This window comes from Geobacter pickeringii (assembly GCF_000817955.1).
GTDB lineage: Bacteria > Desulfobacterota > Desulfuromonadia > Geobacterales > Geobacteraceae > Geobacter > Geobacter pickeringii.
In genome coordinates, this window is sequence record NZ_CP009788.1 from 1,954,562 (window position 1) to 1,979,071 (window position 24,510).

General features: G+C 58.0%; 23 protein-coding genes. 3 read left to right on the forward strand and 20 right to left on the reverse strand.

Annotated features, from left to right (window positions below; genetic code table 11):
- Window positions 1-138: 138 nt before the first annotated feature.
- The 10 genes from rlmB to GPICK_RS08865 all read right to left on the reverse strand — a co-directional run bounded on the left by rlmB (window position 139) and on the right by GPICK_RS08865 (window position 12,062).
- Window positions 139-885, reverse strand: a complete 747-nt coding sequence (rlmB, locus tag GPICK_RS08820) for a 23S rRNA (guanosine(2251)-2'-O)-methyltransferase RlmB (protein WP_039745551.1) — start codon at window positions 883-885, stop codon at window positions 139-141.
- A 16-nt stretch (window positions 886-901) separates the two neighbouring features.
- A complete protein-coding gene (gene pyrF / locus GPICK_RS08825) occupies window positions 902-1,621 on the reverse strand; it encodes an orotidine-5'-phosphate decarboxylase (RefSeq protein ID WP_039742320.1) in 720 nt (239 codons plus the stop codon).
- Window positions 1,622-1,645: 24 nt separating this feature from the next.
- Entirely contained in the window at window positions 1,646-3,358 is a 1,713-nt protein-coding gene (locus tag GPICK_RS08830; RefSeq protein WP_039742323.1) for a proline--tRNA ligase, read from the reverse strand.
- Between the two features lie 64 nt (window positions 3,359-3,422).
- A complete protein-coding gene (gene ispG / locus GPICK_RS08835; protein WP_039742326.1) occupies window positions 3,423-4,487 on the reverse strand; it encodes a flavodoxin-dependent (E)-4-hydroxy-3-methylbut-2-enyl-diphosphate synthase in 1,065 nt (354 codons plus the stop codon).
- 96 nt (window positions 4,488-4,583) lie between these two features.
- The gene (locus tag GPICK_RS08840; protein ID WP_039742328.1) at window positions 4,584-6,164 is read right to left on the reverse strand and encodes a tetratricopeptide repeat protein; all 1,581 of its coding nucleotides are present in this window, start codon (window positions 6,162-6,164) and stop codon (window positions 4,584-4,586) included.
- The gene (locus GPICK_RS08845; protein ID WP_039742330.1) at window positions 6,161-6,934 is read right to left on the reverse strand and encodes a polysaccharide deacetylase family protein; all 774 of its coding nucleotides are present in this window, start codon (window positions 6,932-6,934) and stop codon (window positions 6,161-6,163) included. The genes GPICK_RS08840 and GPICK_RS08845 overlap by 4 nt, the downstream gene beginning before the upstream one ends.
- A 3-nt stretch (window positions 6,935-6,937) precedes the next feature.
- The gene (locus GPICK_RS08850) at window positions 6,938-9,367 is read right to left on the reverse strand and encodes a tetratricopeptide repeat protein (protein WP_236685508.1); all 2,430 of its coding nucleotides are present in this window, start codon (window positions 9,365-9,367) and stop codon (window positions 6,938-6,940) included.
- Window positions 9,364-9,567 (reverse strand): hypothetical protein, encoded by a 204-nt coding sequence (locus tag GPICK_RS08855; RefSeq protein ID WP_039742332.1) that lies wholly within the window; start codon window positions 9,565-9,567, stop codon window positions 9,364-9,366. Before GPICK_RS08855 ends, GPICK_RS08850 begins: the two co-directional genes overlap by 4 nt.
- Window positions 9,539-10,957, reverse strand: a complete 1,419-nt coding sequence (locus GPICK_RS08860; protein WP_039742335.1) for a glycosyltransferase family 2 protein — start codon at window positions 10,955-10,957, stop codon at window positions 9,539-9,541. The genes GPICK_RS08855 and GPICK_RS08860 overlap by 29 nt, the downstream gene beginning before the upstream one ends.
- Window positions 10,947-12,062, reverse strand: coding sequence for a HEAT repeat domain-containing protein (locus GPICK_RS08865; protein WP_236685509.1), 1,116 nt, complete (start codon window positions 12,060-12,062; stop codon window positions 10,947-10,949). The genes GPICK_RS08860 and GPICK_RS08865 overlap by 11 nt, the downstream gene beginning before the upstream one ends.
- 142 nt (window positions 12,063-12,204) lie before the next feature.
- Between GPICK_RS08865 and rlmD the strand changes: the two genes are divergently transcribed.
- Window positions 12,205-13,692 (forward strand): 23S rRNA (uracil(1939)-C(5))-methyltransferase RlmD, encoded by a 1,488-nt coding sequence (gene rlmD / locus GPICK_RS08870; RefSeq protein ID WP_039742338.1) that lies wholly within the window; start codon window positions 12,205-12,207, stop codon window positions 13,690-13,692.
- Between the two features lie 42 nt (window positions 13,693-13,734).
- Here the strand turns inward: rlmD and GPICK_RS08875 are convergent, their stop codons facing one another.
- The 3 genes from GPICK_RS08875 to GPICK_RS08885 all read right to left on the reverse strand — a co-directional run bounded on the left by GPICK_RS08875 (window position 13,735) and on the right by GPICK_RS08885 (window position 15,585).
- On the reverse strand, window positions 13,735-14,601 hold the full coding sequence (locus GPICK_RS08875) for an NAD(P)-dependent oxidoreductase (protein ID WP_039742340.1): 867 nt from the start codon (window positions 14,599-14,601) through the stop codon (window positions 13,735-13,737).
- A 100-nt stretch (window positions 14,602-14,701) separates the two neighbouring features.
- Window positions 14,702-15,331 (reverse strand): endonuclease III domain-containing protein, encoded by a 630-nt coding sequence (locus GPICK_RS08880; RefSeq protein ID WP_407920200.1) that lies wholly within the window; start codon window positions 15,329-15,331, stop codon window positions 14,702-14,704.
- A gap of 23 nt (window positions 15,332-15,354) precedes the next feature.
- A complete protein-coding gene (locus GPICK_RS08885) occupies window positions 15,355-15,585 on the reverse strand; it encodes a hypothetical protein (RefSeq protein ID WP_039742346.1) in 231 nt (76 codons plus the stop codon).
- A gap of 187 nt (window positions 15,586-15,772) precedes the next feature.
- Between GPICK_RS08885 and GPICK_RS08890 the strand changes: the two genes are divergently transcribed.
- Complete coding sequence (locus GPICK_RS08890; RefSeq protein WP_039742350.1) at window positions 15,773-16,654, forward strand: PHP domain-containing protein; 882 nt, start codon at window positions 15,773-15,775, stop codon at window positions 16,652-16,654.
- A 41-nt stretch (window positions 16,655-16,695) separates the two neighbouring features.
- Window positions 16,696-16,911 carry a hypothetical protein gene (locus GPICK_RS08895; RefSeq protein ID WP_236685510.1) on the forward strand — a complete coding sequence of 72 codons (216 nt, stop codon included), beginning with the start codon at window positions 16,696-16,698 and terminating at the stop codon, window positions 16,909-16,911.
- A 44-nt stretch (window positions 16,912-16,955) separates the two neighbouring features.
- On the opposite strand, the gene GPICK_RS08900 is transcribed toward GPICK_RS08895, so the two are convergent.
- The 7 genes from GPICK_RS08900 to GPICK_RS08930 all read right to left on the reverse strand — a co-directional run bounded on the left by GPICK_RS08900 (window position 16,956) and on the right by GPICK_RS08930 (window position 24,503).
- Complete coding sequence (locus tag GPICK_RS08900; protein WP_039742352.1) at window positions 16,956-17,777, reverse strand: cytidylate kinase family protein; 822 nt, start codon at window positions 17,775-17,777, stop codon at window positions 16,956-16,958.
- A 181-nt stretch (window positions 17,778-17,958) separates the two neighbouring features.
- A complete protein-coding gene (locus GPICK_RS08905; RefSeq protein WP_039742355.1) occupies window positions 17,959-18,636 on the reverse strand; it encodes an MgtC/SapB family protein in 678 nt (225 codons plus the stop codon).
- 34 nt (window positions 18,637-18,670) lie between these two features.
- Entirely contained in the window at window positions 18,671-19,540 is an 870-nt protein-coding gene (locus tag GPICK_RS08910) for a GTP-binding protein (protein ID WP_039742358.1), read from the reverse strand.
- Between the two features lie 15 nt (window positions 19,541-19,555).
- Window positions 19,556-20,440, reverse strand: coding sequence for a hypothetical protein (locus tag GPICK_RS08915; protein ID WP_144400072.1), 885 nt, complete (start codon window positions 20,438-20,440; stop codon window positions 19,556-19,558).
- On the reverse strand, window positions 20,440-21,549 hold the full coding sequence (locus GPICK_RS08920) for an SPOR domain-containing protein (protein ID WP_039742363.1): 1,110 nt from the start codon (window positions 21,547-21,549) through the stop codon (window positions 20,440-20,442). Before GPICK_RS08920 ends, GPICK_RS08915 begins: the two co-directional genes overlap by 1 nt.
- Before the next feature lie 32 nt (window positions 21,550-21,581).
- On the reverse strand, window positions 21,582-23,678 hold the full coding sequence (gene fusA / locus GPICK_RS08925; RefSeq protein ID WP_039742366.1) for an elongation factor G: 2,097 nt from the start codon (window positions 23,676-23,678) through the stop codon (window positions 21,582-21,584).
- Window positions 23,679-23,732: 54 nt separating this feature from the next.
- Entirely contained in the window at window positions 23,733-24,503 is a 771-nt protein-coding gene (locus GPICK_RS08930; RefSeq protein WP_039742371.1) for a type III pantothenate kinase, read from the reverse strand.
- Window positions 24,504-24,510: the final 7 nt, after the last annotated feature.

Consider the following 24,510-nt stretch of genomic DNA (forward strand, 5'->3'; position numbering starts at 1 on the left):
GGTATTTTTGACGGAAACAGCAAAAACAACAACCGCACAATCACAGACATTACAAATAGTTACACAGCTTATTCGATTCCGACCCTCGCACCAGCGTAACACAAGGGGTTTCCTCCACAGGGAAGCCCCTTTTCACGTTTATGTACGCACCGACAAACGCTGGCGCACCGCCTCGAAAAGAACGACCCCCCCCGCAACCGACGCATTGAGAGAACTCACCCCCCCCTGCAGCGGTATGGAGATCAGGAAGTCACATTTCTTCCCTGTCAGGGGGCGAATCCCTTCCCCTTCCCCTCCAACCACGATAACGACATTGCCGCGCAAGTCCTGCTCGTAAAGTGACGAATCGGCCCGGTCCGATGTGCCGTAAATCCAGAATCCTGCATCTTTCAGCTCATCAAGGGCTTGAGAAAGGTTTGTCACCTGTGCGATGGCTATGGTTTCAGCCGCACCGGCAGCGCTCTTCTCGACGGTGGAATTAACCCTGGCAGCCCGATCCTTGGGGATAATGACGCCATGGGCGCCAGCGCACGCGGCACTTCGTATCAGCGCTCCCAGATTATGCGGATCCTGAACGCCGTCAAGCACCAGAATGAGTCCTGGGTCACCGGAATTCCGCCATCCGGAGATCAGCTCCGGGAGATCGGCATATGGGAACACCTCCAGCCGCAACGCCACTCCCTGATGGTGGTCGGTACCGCAGAGCCGGGAGATATCCCGCTTGTCACGATTTCGCACCGGAACGTCCCGTTCTGCGGCAAGTGCCAGGAGCTTCTCCAAACGGCGATCCTGGGAATCGCGGGAGACGAAAAGCTCAAAGGCCCTCCGCTTGCCGCGCAGGGCCTCCATAACAGGGTTTATTCCGTAGAGTAGTTCTTCTTTCAAGGAACCTCCCACTCGCTCAACCGGCGACGATTTCATCAAGGATCATTTCCGCCGCGGCAGCGGGGTCCTCGGCGTCACCAATGGGGCGTCCGATTACGAGATAGTCGCCACCGGCCTTCACCGCCTCGGCTGGCGTCATTACCCGCTTCTGATCGTTGAGGGCGGCGAAACTCGGTCTGACGCCGGGGGTGACGATCAGAAAATCCGGTCCGCATGCCTCCCTGATCAGCGGAATCTCTTGCGGTGATGCCACAACACCGTCAATTCCCGCCTTTTGCGCAAGCTTTGCCAACCTGACAACCATGTCAGGGACGGGAAGATCAATACCTACCTGCCGTAACGTCTCCTCTGTGGAAGAGGTGAGGATCGTTACCGCCAGAACTTTCGCCCGTTCCGTGCCCCCGAACTCTTTGTCGAGAGCCTCCACCGTCCGGGCCATCATTTCGTAGCCGCCAAGAGCGTGAAGATTGAACAGCTTGACCCCCAGACGCGCCGCCTCCAGCGATGCCATCGCAACGGTATTGGGAATGTCGTGGAATTTGAGGTCAAGGAATACATCGCCGCCGAACTTCTGGATCATCCGCACCGTTGCGGGACCGCACGCGGTGAACATCTGTTTGCCCACCTTGAACATCCCGACGCGGCCGGCAAGGGTCTCGGCCCAGTACTGAACGTGGGAAAACTCCCCCGTATCGAGGGCGAAAATAATCTTATTCCGAGCTTCATCTCTGGTCATTATTTCTTGATACTCCTTGGAAGGTTACTGGTTAAGAGCGTTTGCGACGAGCGTTTTTACGTTCTCCACCGCCTCGTCCAGCGACAACAGGGTCACTTCGCCCCCCTTCCGGATCTTGAGTTCAACTTTGCCGTTAGCAAGGTTCTTGCTTCCAACCACGAGGCGGAGCGGAATACCGATAAGGTCGGCATCCTTGAACTTGCTTCCCGGACGCTCGTCCCGGTCGTCAAAAAGGACTTCCACCCCGGCAGCCGTCAAGGTCTGGTACAACCCTTCGGCGGCCGCCATTACCGAGGCATCCTTGGAGTTGACGGCGGAAACGATGCAATGGAACGGGGCAATGGGAATCGGGAAGACGATGCCGTCGGCATCGTGATTCTGCTCAATGCAGGCGGCAACCGTCCGGCCGATACCGATACCGTAGCACCCCATGAATATGCTCTGCTCCTTCCCATCCGCATCGAGATAGGTGGCGTGGAGCTTTTCCGAGTAGTTGGTGCCGAGCTTGAATACGTGGCCGACCTCGATGCCGCGCCACAGCTCCAGATGCCCCGCCGAGCACCGTGGACACGGGTCACCGTGCACGACATTGCGGACATCGGCAAATAGTGACGGGGTGAAATCGCGGTCGAAGTTGACATTCTTGTAATGGAGATCCCGCCCATTGGCTCCCGTTACGAAATTCTTCATCCCCTGGGTTGCCAGGTCGGCGACGATGCGGACCTTGAGCCCCACCGGCCCGGCAAAACCGACGGGCGCCCCGGTGACCTTCTCGACGATTTCCTCACTGGCCATTTCAAGTGTCTCGGTGCCGATAATTTTTGCAAGTTTGATCTCATTGAGCTCGTGGTCCCCCCGTACAAGGACCGCAAGCGGCTCGCCATCGGCCACGACGAGGAGCGTTTTGATCAGGGACGACGCCGGAATGCCGAGGAACGCCGTCACCTCTTCCACGCTCCGCTTGTGAGGGGTTTCGACCCGCTCCAGAGGACGGGGTTCGGCATGCTCGAGCGCCACCGGCCGTGCCTCGGCCTTTTCTACGTTTGCGGCATATTCACAGTCGGAGCAGGACACAATGGCATCTTCGCCCGAGTCGGCCAGCACCATGAACTCGTGGGAAAACGCTCCGCCAATGCTGCCGGTGTCGGCCTCCACGGCCCGGAAGTTCAACCCGCACCGCTTAAATATCCGACGGTAGGCCTGATACATCTTCTCATAGGAAGAATCGGCGGCGCTGCTGTCCACATCAAAGGAGTAGGCATCCTTCATGATGAACTCGCGGCCGCGCATGAGCCCGAAACGGGGACGGATCTCGTCGCGGAACTTGTTCTGAATCTGGTAGAGGTTGAGCGGCATCTGCCGGTAGCTCTTCACCTCGCGCCTGACGATGTCGGTCACCACTTCCTCATGGGTTGGTCCGAGACAGAATTCGGCATCTTTGCGATCCTTGAAGCGGAGCAACTCCTTCCCGTACTTCTCCCACCGCTTCGACTCCTGCCAAAGCTCCGCCGGCTGAACGCTCGGCATCAGAATCTCGATGGCGCCGGCCCGGTTCATCTCCTCACGGACAATGGCTTCGACTTTCCGGATGGAACGGAGCCCAAGGGGGAGGTAATTGTAGATACCAGCCGCGAGCTTGCGGATCATCCCGGCACGGAGCATGAGCTGGTGCGAGATCACCTCGGCATCGGAAGGGGTTTCTTTGACGGTGGGAACAAAATACTGGGAATAACGCATGAACGTGCCTCGTTGAAATTTATGGGAGGGCGCAATGTGTAGCACCCGGACTTAGTGGATCACCTTACGGCGATTGTTCCTTCGCCATCTTCTCGACCTCCGCAACCAGCGCATCGGCCATTTCGCCTTCGGGAACCTTCCGGACGATCTCCCCGTGGCGGAAGAGGAGACCTTCTCCCCTGCCACCGGCGATCCCGACGTCGGCCTCCCGGGCCTCCCCCGGGCCGTTTACGACACATCCCATGACGGCCACGGTGAGGGGGGTGTCGATCGTTGCAAGCCGCTTCTCGACTGCCTGCGCCACCCCGATCAGATCGACCTGACAACGACCGCAGGTGGGGCAGGAAACGAAATTGATCCCCTTCCGGCGCAAACCGAGGGCCTTGAGAATCTCCCACCCAACGCGAATCTCGTCGACCGGGTCACCGGTCAGCGATACCCGCATCGTGTCGCCGATCCCCTCTGCCAGCATGATGCCGAGCCCGACCGAGGACTTGATAGTGCCCGAAAAGATGGTGCCCGCCTCGGTGATCCCGATATGGAGCGGATAATCAACTTTCGAGGAGAGAAGCCGATAGGCCTCCACCGTTTTCGGCACATCGGACGCCTTGAGGGAGATCTTTATCTGGTCGTAGCCGAGCTCTTCGAGAATCCGGATATGCCCCAGGGCCGACTCCACCATTGCCTCGGCAGTGGGGTGACCGTACTTCTCCAGGAGCTCCTTCTCGAGAGAACCGGCATTGACGCCGATCCTGATCGGTACGAGCCGTTCCCGGGCGGCCTTCACCACCTCCTCAACCTTCCATCGATCGCCGATATTTCCCGGGTTGAGACGCAGGCCGTCTATCCCTCCATCGAGAACCTTCAGCGCCAGGCGGTAGTCAAAGTGGATGTCCGCAATAACCGGAATCGGACTTGCCTGCTTGATGCCGCCGAGGGCTTCGGCCGCCGCCATGTCGGGGACCGCACAGCGGACGATCTCGCACCCCGCCGTGGCAAGGGCGCGAATCTGGTCCAGAGTCGCCGCAACGTTGCGGGTGTCCGTGTTGCACATGGATTGAACCGAGCAGGGAGCCCCGCCGCCAACCGGTACGTTTCCTACGTGAATCTGCTTGGTTTGCCGTTTCATAAGCGGGCATAGTAGCCGCAACGGCCGGGAAAAGTCAAGAAAGGAAGAGCCCGCCAAAGCGGGCTCCCTGAGGTCTGCGCGATGGGAAGGAGACGATCAGAACGAATACGCCAGCCGCGTTCCCACGAGGAAGTACTCGAAGCCGGTGGTGGTGCCGGCCCCCAGGGCGTAGTTGCCGAATTCACCGTTCACCTCGGCGGAGAAGTGGTTGGTCAGCCGGTACGAAACGGTGCCGGTGATGCCGCCGAAGAGATCATCGGTATGGGCATTGTTCCGGTCAAACGACTGAAAGCCGCCGTAAGGCTCGAGATAAACCGCGAAGCGATCCTTCTTCCAGTCGAGGGTGACGAAGATCTGGTGCGACATGAAGTTGTTCGGATCGAAGTACCCCCCCCTGCTCTGACGCTCGAAATCGAGGTAACGGAAGCGGTAACCGGTCCGCAGGAGAGGATTTCCCGCAAGTAACGTGTACGAGGGAGCGATCACCACATCATGGGCATGGTTGCTGTCGGAATAGTCGCGGTAGCTGTAGGAGCCATAGAGGAAAATCCGGTCGGTGAGCCGCTGCGAGGCGAAGACATTGGTCGTCAGGACGCGGATCCGTTTCTCCACCAGCTCGGCGGTATCGGTGAGGGCTTCCTTGCGGACGCCAACTCCGACGGAGCCGCGACCCACCTCGGCGTCGGCGTTCAATCGCCAGGTCAGGATGGTGTTGGTGGCACTGTCGTCGACAAGATGAATGCCGCCGCCACCGCCAACTCCGAGCCACGGCAGAAGCCGGTAATATCCTCCCGCGGCGAAGCTGTTGGCGCTGTTGTGACGCGACAGGTCACGGGAATTGGCATGGGCGTACTGGGCCGATGCGCTCCAACCCGGTTCCTGATAAGTGTAAGAGACACCGTAGCGGTTCTGCTGATTGTCGTCAGTATCGCTATAGTAGCCGTAGCGGGCATCGATCGTATGGTTTACGGTCCGGTCAATGGCGTCGAGAAGCCCTTTCAGTTCCCGCTCCTGGTACGGATAGGACGGTTTGAGCAGGCGGGAATTCTCGACGGCCCCCTTCTTGTCTCCACCATCGAGGAGCGCGTGGGCAAGACCGATGCGCGTATCGAAATCGTCCGCTTTCGCCAGAAGCCCCTTATAGATGACAATGGCCTCCCGACCGTCCCCCTTCCAGCGGAAGGCGTTCGCCTTCACCAACAGGGCATCGCGATTTTCGGGCTGGGCAGAAAGGATCTTGTCTGCCTCACTGATGGCCTGATCCTGTTTCCCCTGCCACGACAGGACACGGGCAAGATGGACCCGCGCGGCGACATTGGCCGGCTCGTCAACCAGGATGGCATTGAGCTCACTGACGGCATCATCGAGGCGGTCGGCCCAGGAAATGGCGGTCGCCATCTGGAGCCGCTCGCTTACCGGAAACGCCCGGGAAAGAGCGAGGGCCGCGACATACTGGGCTGCCGCATCGGGGTAGTTGTCCTTTGCGGCAAAAAGGTCGCCCAGCTCTTTGTGGAGCACCGACTTCTCCTGCGGCGTGACGGCGGCGTCGATCTGACCGCGGTAGGCAGCCACCGCCCCGGCGACATTGCCGGACCGGAACATGTCGGCGGGGGTGGCGGCAAGGGCGGCTCCGGCGCCGAACACCAGTGCGCATGTAACGAGAATCGGTCGAATCATCGCTCTTTTCCTCCCAGATACTGATTGAATGATACAAGATCAAGGCGATTGCCAATATTGAGCCGCGGGACCTCATCCAGGCTGCTTCCCGAGCTCAGATATCCCTCGTTGGAAGTGAGGATTTCGGTGAACCCTGCCCGTTGCGCGGCTTCGATCCGGTCACGATTGTAAATGCCATAGGGCCAGGCGAGCACCCGTGCCTTCGCCCCCATTTCCCGTTCAACGGTCTGCTGAAAGAGCATGAGATCGGCCTCCATCTCCGCCGTCGAAGCGCTTTTCATGCGGCTGATGGCATGGAGGTCCTGGGTATGGCAGGCGATTTCCACGAGACCGTCGGCAACGAGATAGCGATACTCGTCCCAGCTCAGAACCGGCCTTCTCCCGTCCCGCTCGATGAATCCGCCGACATGGGCTCCGATGACGGCAATGGTGCAGTGGAAACCGTAGGTGCGAAAGAGCGGATGGGCATGATCGATAAAGCTGGCATAGCCGTCATCGAAGGTAATGACCACCGCCTTCTCTCCGCGGGCCGCAGCTGCAGCGGCATCGCGCACCGCAATGGTACGGTAGCCGTTGGCGTACAGCCACTCCATCTGTGCGGCAAAGAGGGCCGGAGAAATAGTGTACGGATCGCCGTACTGATTCGAAATGTCGTGATAAAGGAGAACCGGCACCGCTCCCGGCATCGCCATCGCACCCTGCAGGGGGATGGAAAGGGAAGCGAGGGCGGCCCCTGTCAGCACCATGAATTGACGGCGGGTGATATCCATAGCCTACTCCGGAATCCGGGCGAGGATTTCGCGGTACATAGTGAAACTCTTTTTGAGAAACGTATGGTAGAGGGGATGGTTCCACTCCTCCCAGGCATAGCTCCTCGCCCCCGAGGCCGCAAAGCCGGCAGGAAGGGCATCCGTCAGATTCGACGATCGGCCGGTCGCCGTCGCCAGCAGTCCCACCCCCGACGGTTTGTAGCTGCAGGCAACGATGCCGATGCCCTCCGTGACACGGGTCTTCTTTTCCCCCTCCATCCAGAGAACGTGCCGGGAACTGGGGTCCGTCACATTGAGAAGACCCCAGGGGATGCGGAGCTCTATCATACTGCCGGAAACGTGAACATCAGCCAGAGAGTTGAAATCGGAGGCCCGACGGTCAAGGGAACCGAAGCGCAGCCCGCTCATGGAGAAGACCCGGGAGGGATAGTAATGTTTCTGGTCCTTGCTGATGCGGCGGTGGTTGGTGATGTTCTGCATCGGCACCCATTCGCCCAGGATAGACGGCCGCGGGCGGACCTTTTTCGTCCCCTCGTTCAGGTATTTGTCATAGTGCCGCGTGACGAGAATCCTGCTCTTCCCCTCCCCTGCCAGATGAACGACAAAGGAAAGCCCGATCGGACTCTCGACGCCGCAGCCGAAAGGGAGCGTCAGTTCCCCGGTACTGCTCCCGGGCGGGTCAAGCCCGACCAGGTAATGGGCACGGGAAAAGTCAACCGGTGCCGCCGTTTCCAGACAGAGGTAGAAGAAACCTTCATCGTGCTGGGCGGAGAGTCGTGTAAGAGTCCGGGCTCCGTCGGCTCCGTCACCGAAACGATGGAGAGGTCCACCCTCCTTGCTGTAGACAAGCGCCGCATCGCGCCACTCTTCACGCTTTCCTCCCAGCGTCGTCTTCATGGAAGGATAGCCGGGGTACGCCGCCACGACTCCGTAGTTCTGCTCGGCATCCTGGAGGTTGAACCAGAAGGGATTTCGCTCTGCGGGCAACTCGTAGGGAAGAAATACCCAGTTGCGCTTGAACCATTCGTCAAACCAGCTGAAAAGCATCCCCCCCGCCATGTCGGCGTTCCGGATCGACTCCATCATGAGACCGTTGACCCGCCCCTGGGCCTCTTCGTCGTGGCCGCCGTGATGCCAGCCGTCGCGCTGCCAGTGGGTGATCTCCCGGCTCGATGGAACTCCGAACTCGGCAATTACCACCGGCTGCGAGCCATGGTGGCGCTTAAGCTCCCGCAGATAGTCGAGATAAGGGCTTTTATGATTCAGGTAATCGTTGTTGAGAAAGTCGGGGTAGTAGGGATAGACATGGTACGACGCAAAGAAGCCCGCACCTCTCTTGGAACGGATTTTTGCCGGATCGAAGGTCTCCACATCCTCGTCCTCGTTGCAGGTATCCATAGCAATCTGGTACCCCTGCCACCGCAGCCCCTCACCATAGGTGGACTCGGAAGGGTGCTCGAGGGGGTCGAGCGTGGGCCAGTTGGTGATGGTAACCGGGTGATTCGCTCCGTAGCGCTCGTCGCCGTAGCTCTGTACAAAATCGCAGGTTTCAGCGGCCCACACCTCGAACGGCGGTCCCTCCTCCATCTCCAGGAAACGGCCGTCATAGCGCTCCGCAACCCTGCCGCGGGAGTCGTTGAATGCCCTTACAGCGCAGCTCTCCCACTCCCGCCCCACCACATAGCCTGCCAGCCAGGGAGTTACGTCACTGCGATAGGCGCCGTGAGGCAACCCCGGCCGCTCGGGAAAATCGGCGTTGCCACTTACAGCATCGACCGCCTCGCGAATCTGGCGCCGGACGTAGCTAGTGTACTTCTCGCCGCGGAAATCGTTGTCTTCTGGAAGCTCCAGCCAGATCCCCTGGAACAGGAAGAGCCGCCCCCCCTGGGAGTTGTATTCGGCAAGGGCGTCGTAGAACCCCGGAGGGTGAATTGTATAGATCCGGAGCGAATTCACCCCGAGTTCCCCCATCTGGCGGAACCACGCAAGATAGGTGCCTTTGCAGACCGGATACTCTCCCGGGAAATACCCCGGCAGGCCGAGGCCGAGGTTTATGGCCTTGATGAAAAAACGCCGCCACCCCTTCTTTCCCTGGACCTCCAGAAAATCCTTGTGCGCGCGAAACCGGCAGGTCCGGCGTCCCGTTGAAGGGGAGGGAACGCTCAGGCGACCGATCTTTTCGGCCCACGCATTGGCGTCCGGGTCGGCGGGATCTATCTCCAAAGCCTGATAAAAGGCCCAGCGGGCGGTCGGCAAGTCGCCGAGCCCCTGATACGCGCGTCCAAGGCCGACAAAGCTCCGGGCGCTTCGTTTCTTCTCCTGAGCGCGCCGGAAGATGTTCACCGCCTCCTGATGATCCCCCCGCTCCAGGGCTGAGTATCCGAGGGAGAGATAATCGACGGCAGGTATCGACACCAGCTTTCTGTCTGTCACCGCAGCACTCCGGCTCCAGCCGCATGCACCAGGGTGGACAGGCGGAAAAACGCTCCGTGCACCGCCTCTTCAAGGGGCTTGAACCAAGCGCAGGAAGAAAAAAACATAAAGGAAACGTAACCAATAAAGAGCGAGAGCAGAAGCGCTCTCGGCATCACATAAAGCAGCCGGTCAGGCAGCCGAGCCAGAACTTTCACCATGAATCTCCCGTCGTTTTGGTTTTCCCCACCCCTTCTTCCAGAAGAAGAACGTGGCAATCAAACGTTCCACTACGATGATCTGACGATAGCCGAAAAACTCCAGGAGGCCAAAGAAACATAATTTCATGATGTCGCCGAGCCTGCTGTACCTCTTGTAAATCAGGTTGTCGAGCAGGATGGACCCCAGGTTGATCCAGGTGCCCCACAAAACGGCGAGCAGGAAAAAGAGAATGGCGAATTCACGACTCACATGGCCGAGGAGAAAGAGAATCAGAAAGCCGACGTAGCCGAGAAACTCCACGGCAGGCCCAAAGGTTTCCACAAAGAAGAAATAGGGAAAGCCAAAGAGCCCCACCATGCCAAAGCGGGGATTGAGAAACATCCGCTTGCTGTGCCAGAGACTGTCGATGAGCCCCCGGTGCCAGCGGTTACGCTGTTTGAGGAGCGACACGAGATCCGATGGCACTTGGGTCCAGCAGACCGGGTCGGGGACAAAGACCACCTTGTACCGAATCTTGTTCTCGCGACAATGGCGATGAAGCCGCACCACCAGGTCCATATCCTCACCGACGCTCTTGCGGTACCCCCTGACCGCCATCACTATGTCCTTACGGAAGATTCCGAAGGCCCCGGAGATGATCAGGAGACTCTGGAAGTAGTTCCACGAGGTTCGCCCCGATAGAAATCCCTTGGTGTACTCCACCGACTGGAAACAGGCGAGCAGCCCGCGGGGCGCTTTCACCTTCTTGACGATCCCGTCCTCCACCTCACAGCCGTTAAGCACGCGGACGATCCCGCCGGTGGCAATCACCTCCCGATCCTCCACAAAGAGCCGCGTCGCCCGGATCAGGGCGTCGTTCTCAAGGACCGAATCGGCATCAATAGAGCAGAAGAGCGGGAACTGCGAAGCGTTGATGCCGGCATTAAGGGCATCGGCTTTGCCGCCGTTCTCCTTGTCGAGCACAAAGAGATGGGGGTGATCCACCGAAACATATTTCGCAATCAGCGGCTCATGGGGAACGATGAGACTGATTGGCCGGTCGATCCTCACCAAGCGGAATTCGTCGATAAGCCGCTCCAGCGTGCCGTCGGTGGAGCCGTCATTGATGACAATCACCTCGTACTCGGGGTAGCGGAGCGCGAGCAGAGACTTGATCGAGGCAACGATGGTCTTCTCTTCGTTGAAGGCCGGGACGAGGATCGAAAGGGGACGATAGAACATCCCGTTCAAGGTATTGTCGATACTCTGGCTGGTTACCGTGGTGAGATAATTGCGGATGTCCCGCAGGGAGATCACCGTGAACAGGGTGTAGAAGCCATTCAGAACGATGAAGTAGACAAAAATTACCGGCTGGAGAATCAGCAGAATTTCAGCAATCTTATGAAGCATAGATGAGCCTCTTCAGAACATATTGGGAAACATCACGAACAAAGCGATCCTCACTCTGGGTCTCCGCCACCAGAACGTCAAGCCCCGCCTCACCCATCTTCGCCAGAGCAAGCGCCGAATTGATCCTTACGTGGTAGCTCTCGTCATGGAGCAGATCCCGCAGCGGAGGGATGATATTCGGCGAGTAAAGATAGGCGTTCTTTGCCGCCACGCCGCGGATGCGCCAGTCGGGATCCCGGAGGCACTCGCTCAGAAGCCACTCTTCGTCCACTGCGGAAAAACGTTCCAGGGTCCGAATACAGGCAATGCGCATCTCCGCCACATCGTGAAAGCGGGAGAAGCAGTCCAGCACCAGCTTCTGGGCAGGATGAAACATTTCCGCGCCGCACGCCTGGATAATGTCCCGTTTGAGAAGCACCGGCAGTTCCGCATCCGCCATGAGCTCCCCCAGAACCTCCACAAACAGCGCCTCCTGCTCATGTTCACGGAACGACCTAATGATGTTTGTGTAGATGTATTCGTTGAACTTGGAAGACATGAAGAGTGGATTCTTGAGAACCTGGTTGATGGTCGGCAGATCGGAGCGCTGCGCGATTACGCTGAGTGCCCAGACAGCCTTGGGTATGATCCGGTGATCTTTTTCTTCCGCCAACACCGTCTCGAAAACGGACTTCAATTCAGGGAAACGAAAGAATCCGAGCTTCTCCACGGCAACAAAACGCCTGACCCATCGCCGGGATTCGAGCATCCTCCGATAGTAGGCATCAACACCGAGTTCACGGACACATCGACGGACATTTACAGCCATTTCACCACTTACATTCACGAGCATCGTGGCGACAACGTTGCCGAGCGCCTCATACTCCAGGGCGTTACCGGGGGGAGAGACGGGGTGGGAAGGATCGTAGAATCGACGCGCCAAATCGGCGAGATACGTCTCACGCAACTCATCGAGGCGCTTTGCACGGCGTTCCACATGGAGTTTGTGAAAAAGGAGAACCAGAAACAGAAGAAACGTGACTATGAAGAGAAGGACATTGATGATAATGATGATATTGCGAAGCGTTTCCGACCCCATAAGGGCTTGAATAAATTCAGTTATCAAGCGTAGCACCCCTCCCCCATTGCGCTCCAGATTGGAGCGACAAGTTTAAACGCAACTCAGCCATTTGGCAACTCCAAACCTCCCGGGAAACAGGGGAACCAATAGATTGACAATCCGTGTGCTTTCCTGTTTATTGAAAAGCATGAAAAAAACGGTCCGCTCACGAAAAGAAGAAAAACCCGCGAAACAGCTCAAAAAAGGGGACATCATCGACGTCTCCGTATCCGGCCTGAACGAAGACGGTCTGACAACTGCAACCCATGAAGGGATTCGCCTCTTCGTATCGGGAGCGCTGCCGGGAGAAGGGGTCCGTGTCCGGATCACCCATGCCGGCCGGAGGGAGATGACCGGGGAAGTAATCAATGTGCTCCAACCGAGCGCGGAGAGGCTCGCCGAACCTCCCTGCCGCCGGGCCGGTTTCTGTGACGGCTGTCCGCTGATTGCGATGCAGTATCCAAGCCAACTCGCATGGAAGCGTTCTTATGTGGAGCAGACTCTCCATGCGCGGCGAAGCTTGAAGCAGGTTCCCGTCCATGCAGTCCTCCCCTCCCCTCGCCCGCTCCACTACCGGAACTCGGCCAAACTAGCGGTTGCGGGGACATTTCGCTCTCCCGTGGTCGGCATCTACCGCCGGAACAGTCATGACGTCCTGGACATCGATGATTGCCCTCTCCACCATCCGTTGATCAACCGGATAGTAGCAGCCGTGAAGGAGGGCATCAAGAAGGGAAAGGTGCCGGTCTATAGTCCGCGAACCGGAAGCGGAATCCTGCGGTACCTCGTGATACGGGTCTCGGAGCGGCACGAGCGGGCCATGGTTGTCTTCGTCACTGCCCGGCGAAGCTTCAACGAGATACACCATCTGACGAAGCATCTCCGGCAGACGGTCCCCGAGGTCGAGGTGGCGGTCCAGAACGTCAATGCCTCCGAAGGGAACGTGATCCTCGGCCACCACGACCACTACATCAGCAAGGACCATGCGATCATCGAGGAACTGGGAGATATCCGCTTCTCAATCTCCCCGCGATCCTTCTTCCAGATCAACAGCGGCAGCGCCCGAATTATCTACGATAAGGTCCGGGAGTGGAGCGCCCTCTCCGGAAACGAGTCCGTCGTGGATCTCTATTGCGGCATTGGCGGCATATCACTCTACCTTGCAGGCCAGGCCCGGGAGGTCCATGGGATCGAATTCGTCGATGCGGCCGTGGCCGACGCCGAGAAGAACGCCCGCCTGAACCGGATCGACAACTGCACCTTCGAAGCGGGCGATGCAGCGGAACTTTTGGAAGAACTGCACGAGGAAGGAACCCCCATCGACCTGCTCGTGCTCAATCCGCCGCGCAAGGGGTGCGACCGGCGCGTCCTCGAAACCGCAGCGGCAATCGGCTCTCAAAAGATCATTTACGTCTCGTGCTCGCCCTTAACGCTCGCCCGGGATCTGGAAATTCTTGCGGAACTCGGCTACAGGACTAGGGAGGTCCAGCCCGTCGACATGTTCCCCCAGACCCCGCATATCGAGAGCGTAGCGCTCATCGTCAAAGAGCCGCTTGAACAGGGCAAAACGCGTACGCCCCGCCCCCGAACAACATCCTCCACCACGCCGCACAGAAAGAAAAAGGGGGCCGCCTAGGCAGCCCCCCTTCCTTCTGTTGCTCACGTAGACTCTGCGTCTCTATTTCCGTAGCACCTTCACCACTGAGGAGAAATCCTCCTCGCCCCGGCCGTCCTTGTCACCCTGCTCGTACACCGAGCAGGCCACCCGAGCACCCGGCAGATCAAGTCCCAGGCTATCGGCCTTCTCCAGGACCAGTTCAAGCTGTTCATGAACATACTTGAGAGCCAGGTTTCTCGTGAAATCGCCGCGGGCGATACTGCGTCCCTTCGAATGGAAAAGAGGCGATGCCACTCCACCTGAATCGAGCACTTCCAAAATCTTGTCGACGCTGAAACCGAGTTTCTCGCCGAAGACGATCGATTCGGCCAGAGCCTCCATCATCTCCGCCTGAACGAGGTTCACGACAAACTTCATGAGGGTCGCGTCCCCCACGCCCCCTACCTGGATGATATTCAGGCCAAAGTAGGAGAAGAGTTCGCGACAACGGCCAACCAGCGACGGGTCGCCACCGGCAAGGATAGTGAGCAGCCCGTTTGCCGCATGCTCCTTGGTCCCCCAGACCGGCGCATCGAGAAACATCACCCGACGCTTGGCCGCTTCATCGGCCATCTCCATGGTGCTCTCCAGGGAGTGAGTCCCCATGTCCACCAGGATCGTTCCCGGATCAATGCCGGCAAATATGCCATCAGGGCCGTAAATATCGGGCCGCAGCCGCTCCTTCTCGGGACGGATGTAGATGACGAGGTCATTCCCCTTGGCTGCCTCCCGGGGAGTGGCGACACCTGCTGCCCCCTTTGCGACGAGTTCGGCGACGACCGATGCGTCCGAATCGTAGACGGTGAGGTCGTAATTACCCTTCATGAGATTGGCAGCCATATGCCTGCCAACCGTTCCCAACCCGAGAAACCCTATCTTTCTCAACATGGCGCGCCTCCTGAATTACGAGTTAAGATCATGTCATGGATGAATAATACTACAACCGCTTGATGGCCGACACAATAGGCGAAATCAAAAAAACGGACGTTCAGCGGTGCTTTGTGACGCCAATGCGGTCACAGAAACGGCCCAGAACACAGGTAGAGCATCGCGGTGACAACGGCGTGCAGTGATTCTGGCCGAACGTAACCAGATAATCGTTGATCACGAGCCAGTATTGACCGGGCAACTTTGCACGGAGGGCGAACTCGGTTTGCTCCGGAGTACCGGTCCTGACATACCCCCAGCGATTACAAATACGATGCACATGGGTGTCCACACAGATGCCGGGTTTGCCGAAGCCGAGCGTTATCACCAGATTGGCGGTTTTGCGTCCCACCCCCCTGAAGCTGAGAAGCCGGCCCATATCGTCTGGAACCCGGCCATCATACTGTTCGACGAGAATTCGACAGATTTCGAGAATCTGGGCCGCCTTGTTTCGGTAGAAACCAACGGGATAAATTGCGCCTTCAACCTGCTCCCGGGAGAGCGCCAGCATTGTAGCGGGTGTGTCGGCGAGGGCAAAGAGCCGCTCGGAGGCAGGGCCGGTTGTGCGGTCCTGGGTCCGAAGCGACAGGATGCAGGAGACGAGGACCTTGAACGGGTTTCCCTCGCGCTGCGAAACGATTGTGACCGCCGGACTCGGCCACTGCCGGACCGCCTCCGCCAGCAGAGCCATCACATCGTCAACGTCCTCGTCCCTCACGAAAGTCCCCGGTTCCGGAAGATGCGCATGAAAAGGACCCCCAAGATGGAGAGCGAAAGCCCGACGCAGAGAAACAGATACCCTATGCTTCTGCCATCACCCCATCCCCAGAGATCCTGGCCGTTCATGAATCCAATGAGATACAGCCCCCAGAACGTCAGCACTCCCCCGATCACATAGAGCACCATTGCGAATATGCCGAGGCCGAGCCCCCGTACCTGCATCATGTCAGTTCTCCTCGTACTTCCGTTATAAAGATGCCTTCCATTGAGCCAATTCCGGCGCATTCTACCGAAAGAGCCACGCTGTGACAACCGCAAAGTCCCTTCCGGCCCGGGATATTCGCGCGGTTGACAACTCTTTGCTTGCAATGGGGAGCAGAGGCATGTTTTATTGTAGACTGAAAGGTTTCACATGAAAAAACTGATTGACTTGCATATTCATTCCAGCCATTCCGACGGGGTTCACCCACCAGCAGAATTGGTCAGGATGGCTGCCGAGCGTGGGCTGGCAACCATAGCCGTGGCAGATCACGATGCGGTGGAAGGCATCGACGAGGCGGTTGCCGCTGGCGAGCAATGGGGAGTCGAGGTGGTTCCCGCCCTGGAACTCTCCGTCGAGCATGGCCGCTACCGGGACGTGCATATTCTTGGGTACTGGATCGATCACCGGGATGAGGCTCTTCGGGAGAGGCTCGCCGAATTCAGACGCATTCGCGACGACCGCGGCAGGGCGATCGTCGACAGAATCAACCGCAAGCTTGTGGCGTCACGCAAGCATCCCCTCTCCTACGAACAGGTGCGTTCGCTTGCGGATGGGGCCGTGGGGAGGCCGCACATCGCCCGGGTGCTCATGAATGCGGGATACGCACGGGACATGGGAGATGCATTCAAGCGCTATCTTATCCCGTTCAATGTTCCCAAGAACTATATCCCGGCCGCCGTCGCCATTGCGGAGATCAGAAGGATTGGCGGCGTAGCCGTTCTCGCCCACCCGACTACCGTCAGCGACAATCGGCGGGAGCTTCGTCGCATTATCGAGGAACTGGTCCAATTGGGCCTTGACGGGATCGAGGTGTTCAACAACATGTGTTTCAAGGACGACATGATCTTCCTCGAAGGCCTTGCCGACGAATTTGATCTCATCATTACCGGCGGCTCCGATTATCACGGCATTGAAGACGACGTCGAGATAGGGATCGGACGGGGAGGGCTCGCCGTCTCTCACCACTTGGCGGTCGAGCTCCGAAAACGTGCTGAATCGCGGGCTGCCACTCCACACGCCCCAAACAGATAGATAGAGGTGCGCCAATGGCTGACGCGCGGGAGGTATTGGAGATGATGCGAGAAGTCGCCAGAATCAGGATCTCCATGCTGCGCGACGGTGTCACGCTTTACGACAATTCCCGCAGGAACTACTATCTCCAGGAGTATGAGAGCAAGCTCCAGCAACTGGATCAACTCATCCGCAGGACAAGCATCAGATTAATCTCCGGAACGAAGAGCGATACCTCTTCGAGCGAAGCTCCGGAACAGAAAAAGGACCCGTGTTGATTCGGGTCCTTTTTCTGTTCACTTCCCTGCTTTATGCAGGAGAATCATTCTTTGTATGATTTGTAGTTCACTATCTGCAGGTCATCGTCAATCTTAGCCACCCCTTCCACAGCAGCGGCAATCCGCAATGTCTCTCTTTTCTCGTTTTCCGAATGCACATGTCCCGAGAGCTTCACGGCCTTCTGTTTGACTGAAATCCTGAAATGGATGTTCTCGATGGCGTTCGAGCGGAGGAGTTCCGTCTCGACCTTCTTGCAAAGAATCATCTCATCGATCAGCCTGTCGGTTTCATCGTCCCCGTCCTTAAGGCGCGGATCCTTGGCGGCGGCGACGATACTCTCGATGATTGCGCTTTGCGACATCCGAGCGGAGTTGAATACCAAATCATAACCGAGGGGGTCGTGCCAATCGCGATTAAAGTAAAAATGGATAAAGCCACCACGCTGGTGATCACTCTTGCGGATCAACTCACGAGCCAGGTCGGGATCGATCCATTCACGCTCAGACAGGCTCTCCACACGATCCTCAAAGGGGGCGACAAAACGGATTTTCAGCACGTTCTGGGCGCCGGCAAGGAGATCCTGAGAGCCGCGCCCATACAGGATGACATTCCCTTTTTTCGCACACTCGAGGAGGATTATCTCGATGGTGTTGAGGTGAGCAGCGTGGGCCCGATCCTCCGCAGTAATGTAGACCGGCGGTTTCTCATCCACCCGTTTCAGAATTTCCGGGTCCAGGCCGAACTGCGGAGCGAGCTCAATGATCTTGTTGCCGTCGACGAGAGTATGCTTGAGCCGCTTGGCAACCTCCCTGGCGACATGGTATGCCCCTGTTCCCATCTCTCTGGATATCGTAATAATCGCCATTCATCCCCCCGCATTAAGTGTAAAGGTAGTAGATATTAGCATGGCAAAAGATGCGTATACAAGGGGATATTTGGCGGCTGCACGCCACCTCGCCCCCCTCACAGACGATCTTCACGTGCCTCAGAAGACACTCAAAATCGGAAGACGTACATCATTGAACCACCACAGATATTGCGGAACATCATTCGAGACGAACCCTTCGCACCCCCGTCACTGAGGCGACATCGTCGACTACCCTGCAGGCAAGATCTCCGGAGCTGAACCTTACCTCAAACTCGAAGTACATCTTCGACGTATCAACATCCTTCTCCATGCCGACGTCCACAAGTTCAAGCCGGCAGCCATCAAGTACGACCTTGATCCGGTCCATCTGCCCTTCCAGATCATCGCTCCAGACCTTGATCGTACTGTACTTGTCTCGTTTGAGCGCTCCCTCCACCTTTTTCAGGAGCAACAGGGTAGCGAGGGAGATCGAGGTCACCGCCACCGAAACCATGTAGAGCCCCACCCCACAGGCAAGCCCGATGGCAGCGGCGATCCAGAGGCACGCCGCCGTGGTGAGACCACGGATCGATGCCCCCTCCCGGATAATGGCACCGGCACCGAGAAAACCGATTCCGGCCACCACCTGGGCCGCGATACGGGCAGGGTCGACTCCGACAGGACCGGAACCACTGAAATTGCCGTAGAGTCGGTAGAATTCCAGGGATGATGCCACAAACAGACAGGAGCCGAGCGACACAAGAAGGTGGGTCCTAAATCCCGCGGGACGGCCGTGGACTTCCCGTTCGAGCCCGATAAATCCGCCGAGGAAGGATGCAAGGACAAGCCTGATCAATATTTCAACGTTAAAGTCCATAGATCGGTCGAATCGTTGTTACCGGAGCATCACTTCATTCCTCGACAGCGGAGAGAGCGAGTGACAGACAGTAGCTCTTGGAGTGAGCACCATATTTTACTGAAAGCGGAATCCGGAAACTGCCGTCATCAGATCGCTCGATGGTCCCGGAAATCTCCAGGGACGGCACAGCCAGAGCAGGCTCATCCGGCCGATTGCCAATCTCGGAACTGTCCTCCGCTACGGGGGCACGAACTGCGGATGAAGGCTGTTCTCCCGCCCGCTCATCCCCGATCGCCGATTCACAAGCGGCGTTCGGATCAACCGCTTCATCCTCGAAGTGCTGCTCTCGCAGCCGGGCCAAAACCTGTTTCACCATCGCGGAAAGCGCCTGAAGCACCCCTTCTCCGCTGGAGGCTACAGCAGGCAGCACCGTCAAACCCGAGGCACCCAACGCCTGAGTCATCGCGGCAGGCAGCGCCGCCTCGGGCAGATCACCCTTGGTACACTGGATCACGCAGGGGGTCATCTCGAACGTCTGCTCGAAGCCCGCCATGTATTCCCGAAGCTTCTCAAGGTAGTCACGACTCGCCGTCACTCCCTGCGAGGAGGAATCGGCGACAAAAACAACGCCATCGGCTCCCTTGAGTATTGTTTTCCAGGTTGACGGAGTCGCGACATCGCCCTGAACGGTGTAGAGATGGAACCGAACCCGACTGCCGTTTACGTCGCCAAGCTCGGGGGGCATGAAGTCGAAGAAGAGCATCTTGTCCCGTTGTCCACCCATCGTCTTCAGCGGACTGCGGTGCTCGGGCTTCAGCTTTCGGTGAACGAACTTCAGACTGGTCGATTTGCCCGCAAAAGGGGGGCCGAAGTAAACAATTTTGGCGTTGATTTCCCGTTTCGTTTTGTTGAACAAGGCCATGGAAGACTCTCCTCTTTAGTCTTTCTTCTTCGCCATGACAAGCTTCTTCGCCTGAGTCGAGAGGACTGACGAAATGTTTTTGCTTTTAGCGATATGGGCCAGATCCTTCTCGCCAAGGGTCGCAAGGAGACGAAGTGACGTCGGAAGCGGCGTCTTGGTATTCTCGACCAGAGCCTTACGTATCTGGTAATTCTTGACCCATTCCTTGTTGGCGCAGATTACCCGGAGTATCTCGTCGTTCTGAATCGCCGACTTCGCAATGGTAAGTACCTCGGACTCGGTCATCCGGGGATTCCTGATGACTGTCCCTGACACCAGCTTGTTGGAATCCTTGATGAGGATCATCCGCCATTCCTTGTCACCGGTCTGGGCAATCTTGATCTTCTCGGCAACCCCCATTGTCTGGGCGAGCTGATACTTGCTCCGGAACGCCTCGCTCTCCTCGTCAACAGGCTCATCCGTCTCCGCAAAATCTTCCTCGCCCGTCTCCCCCTCTTCCTGATGGGCGCTGACGTTCCCGGAGTTTGGCGAAAAGACGACAATCCCTTTTCCTGAAAGAAAATCTCGTGTCGCGTCATCGCAGTTCGGATGCGTCGCCAGAGATTCCGCCAGATGATGAAACCGGTGGTACAGCCGTGCCAAGGCATTGAGCACGCGCGGGTGGAGATCGGGCGAAGATACCGCCTGACGCAGATCATGCTCCGGAATCTCGGCAAGGGCCTTTCGGGCCCCCTCCCGCACCTCGCGGTCATGATCGCTGGCGAGAAAATAGAGCACCGTCACGCGATCGGCGGGAGAGAGATCTCCCTCTCCCGCCACCATCTTCAGCTTCTCGTCGCGCGGTGCATGCGGCCGAAGCAGCGTCGCCGCCTGCACCGACAGTTTCAGCGTGAACGACATTATTGCTGCGGGCTCTCGACCACTGCCGGTTTAAGCCCCTTCTGCCTCAGTTTGGCGGCAGCCTTGACGGCGTCCTCGCGGTTCGAGAATTTACCGGCGGTCAACAGAAGAGTCGGAACGGAAACGGAGGCTTTTTTAAGGGTCGGCTTGATCCCCAGCGCCGTAAGCCGCTGCTGTTCCTTCACGGCCCGTTCGTGCAGAAAATATGACCCTGCATAGACTCGATACTTGCCACCTTCGTTCAGAACGAACCCTTCGACCGTCGCGTCATGCAGTTTGGCGAGTTCACGCTTGGCACTCTCCTGGTCGCCGAATTCACCAAGGTAGAGCCGGATCATCGGTTCCTTCTTTTTCGGGCCTTGCTTGACGAGCGGGGTAAAGCCGGAATCCTGAGCCTTTTCCTTGTCACGCTCCATGGCATCAGCCACCACGTACTCGCCGATTCGCAGCGTATACTCGCCCGTCCCCTTGCTTTCAGGTTTCTTCGCCGCGGCGTGTTTCTTGGCGGCTGCCGTCGAGGCTATCTTGGCCTTGCCGGCCTTTTCCGTGGCAACGGCTTTCTTTTTCTCGGGAGAAGGAGCTTCCTTCTTCGCTTCCTTTTTCGAAGGCTCCGCAGCAACTCCCTTCCCCTTCTCGTTCTCAGTCGAGACAGCCCCGTTCTTTTTCTGCTCGCCCGAGGGGACAACCTTGGCGACTTCGACAGGCTTCGTCCCTTCTTTCTTCGGTTGAGTCCCTTCAGCCTTGGCGGATTTCGCCGTCTCAGGCTTGCCATTGCTTGCAACCGGCTTTGCCGGTTCGCCCTTTTTCTCCTCAGGCTTCGCGGCAGCGGCAGGTTCGGCCTTTTTCTCCGCTTCGATGCCCGTTTTCGCCGCGGTAGAGGTTTCGGCAGGTTTTTGTTCCGGCCGCGGAGGAATGGGCTGTTTCACCTGCGCAGGCGGCACCGCCTCCGGCGCCTTGGCTTCTTCGCGGGGCTTGATCAAGCCGGTAAAATAGTAAAGGTAGCCAAATACCGCCACCAACAGAAGGAGCACGAGGAAAAGAAGGCGGGTGTTGCCACCCTCTTTTTTCGGCTCGTTTGCATTCGGCTCGAATTCAACGTCGTCATTCATCAGTCCATCTCCTCCCGTGCGTACCCACCACGTCAGTGGTGATTGTTCTTGACCTCGGCCTTGGCCGCTTCGGCAATCACTTTTTGCGAAAGGTGACTTGGCACCTCTTCATAATGGGAAAACTCCATGGTGAACAGTCCGCGGTCACTGGTCATGGATTTCAGATCGTTGGCGTAGCTGAGCACTTCGGCCATGGGGACCACGGCCCGGATGATCTGGGAGTTGGCCTTCGGTTCGACACCGACCACCTTCCCGCGCCGAGAGTTCAGATCACCGATGACATCGCCCATGGTCTCCTCGGGGACCGTAACCTTGAGATTCATCATCGGCTCAAGGAGTACGACCTTGGCGCTCTCCATCGCCTTCTTGAACGCCATGGACCCCGCGACCTTGAACGCCATTTCGGAGGAATCGACGGTATGGAACGAGCCGTCGTAGACCGCCGCCTTGAAGTCGACCAGAGGGTAGCCGGCCAGGAACCCCTCCAGAGACGCATCGGCAATCCCCTTCTCGACGGCAGGAATGTACTGGCGGGGAATGACGCCACCGACGATCCGGTCTTCAAACTGAAATCCCTCGCCCCGGGCAAGGGGAGAGAACTCCACCCAGCAGTCGCCGTACTGCCCCCGTCCCCCGGACTGTTTCTTGTACTTCCCCTGAGCCTTGACACTCGCCTTGAAGGTTTCGAGATACGGCACCTTCGGGGTTTTCATCTCCACGTCGACATTGAACTTGCGCTTGAGCTTCTCGATGGTGACCTCGAGATGCACCTGCCCCATGCCGGACAGAATCAGCTCCCGGGTCTTGTCGTCGCGACGGACCTGAATGGTCTGATCCTCTTCGATGAGACGCTGGAGGGCACCGTGGATCTTGTCCTCATCGTTTTTGGTCTTGGGCTGGATCGCGTAGGAGATGACCGGTTGCAAAGATTTTGCCGGCTCGTAGACAATCGCTTTCTCCCGGTCGCAGAGCGTGTCCCCCGTAAGGGTCTCCTTGAGCTTGGAAACCGCCACGATATCACCCGCAACAGCCTGCTTGATCGCCTTCTGCTTTTTCCCCTCAAGCTCATAGATCTGACCTATCCGCTCCTCGCAGTCGCGAACGGGGTTGTAAATGGTTGAGTCAGCATTGAGAGTTCCCGAATAGACACGGAAAATGGATATCTTGCCGGTGTAGGGGTCTGAGGTGGTCTTGAAGACCAGCGCCGAAAATGGTGCCGACTCATCAGGCGCGCGCTCTTCCAGATCGCCGGTCTTCGGATTGGCGCCGACCACCGCTCCGCGGTCGAGCGGCGAAGGAAGGCAATGGCAGATGTAATCAAGGAGATGATGCACGCCGATATTGAGGGTGGCCGAGCCGCAGAAGACCGGCGTAAATGTGTAGCGAAGGGCGCCCACCCGCAGGCCGTCCAGAATCTCCTCTTCGGTCAGCTCGCCGGTTTCGAGATACTTCTCGGTGAGCTTGTCGTAGGCCTCGGCGGCGGTCTCCACCATGATATCCCGCAGGCGCTGCGCTTCGGCGCGGTCTGCCGCAGGGATATCCTCCACGGTGAATTTGCCGGACCCATCCTTCGCGTAACGATAGGCCTTCATCTGGATGAGGTCGATGACCCCCTCGAAGGTCTCGGCGGCCCCCAGCGGCATCTGGACCGCCACACCGCGGGCTTTGAGGGATTTCTCCATGTCGTCGATGGCCCGCAGGAAATTGGCGTATTCCCGGTCCATCTTGTTGACGAAGGCGATACGGGGGAGTTCAAATTCGTTGGCCCACTCCCAGACCTCCTCGGTCTGCACCTTAACCCCCGAAATGGCCGAGAGGATGACGACGCAGCCGCCGAGGGCCCGCATGCAGGCCCGGGTGTCGGCGATGAAGTTTCCATAACCGGGAGTGTCGACGATGTGCAGCGAGTAACCGTTCCATTCGCAGTGATCGAGGGAGGAGGTGATCGTTATCTTCCGCTTGATCTCCTCGGGCTCGAAATCCATGGTGGACGTCCCGTCGTCGACCCGGCCCAGACGGTCGATCATTCCCGCCGTGTAGAGGATCGCTTCGGTCAGAGAGGTCTTGCCTGCGCCGCCATGGGCGACAATTCCGAGGTTTCTCAGCTTTGCGGTATCATACTTGCCCATACATCCTCCCGTGAAGTAAAAGGTCGGTCAGCTCTGACCGTGATTCCCGCTGCTTCAATGCTCGCTGTTGCGCTGATACAGTATCCTCAGTCCCTCCAGTGTCAGATATTCCTCGATGGTTTCGATGCATTTCGACTCGGGCGCGATGAGTGCCGCCAGTCCGCCGGTGGCAATCACCTTCGGCGTATCCTTGCTTTCAGTCTTCATTCTGCTCACGATCTCATCCACAAGTCCCACGTAACCGTAAAAAATGCCGGCCTGCATGGAATTGACCGTATTCTTCGCAATGATTGACGGCGGTTTCACAATCTCTACCCGCGGCAACTTGCTCGCCTTCTGGAAAAGCGCCTCGATCGATATCATGAGCCCCGGCGCGATAGCCCCGCCGCAGTACTCACCCTTGCGATTGACATAATCGAAGGTCGTGGCGGTCCCGAAATCGACAATAATGAGGGAAGTGCGGTACTTTTCGTAGCCGGCGACGGCGTTTACGATACGGTCGGCGCCCACCTCCTTGGGATTGTCGTACTGTATTGGCATGCCGGTTTTGATTCCCGGTCCGACCACGTAGGGCCGAAAGCCGAAATAGGATTGGGAGAGGCGTTCGAGCACCCCTGTCAGGGTCGGCACCACGGAGGAAATGATGATGTCGGTGATATCTTTGAAGCCGAGCCCGGCCAGCCGGAAGAGCTCGTGGACCAGGATGCCGTATTCATCGGTGGTCTTCGCCTTGTCGGTCGAAACGCGCCAGTCACGGAGAAGCCGCTCACGGTCGTAAATTCCCAGCACGATATTGCTGTTACCCACATCGATAACGAGAAGCACGCAACCT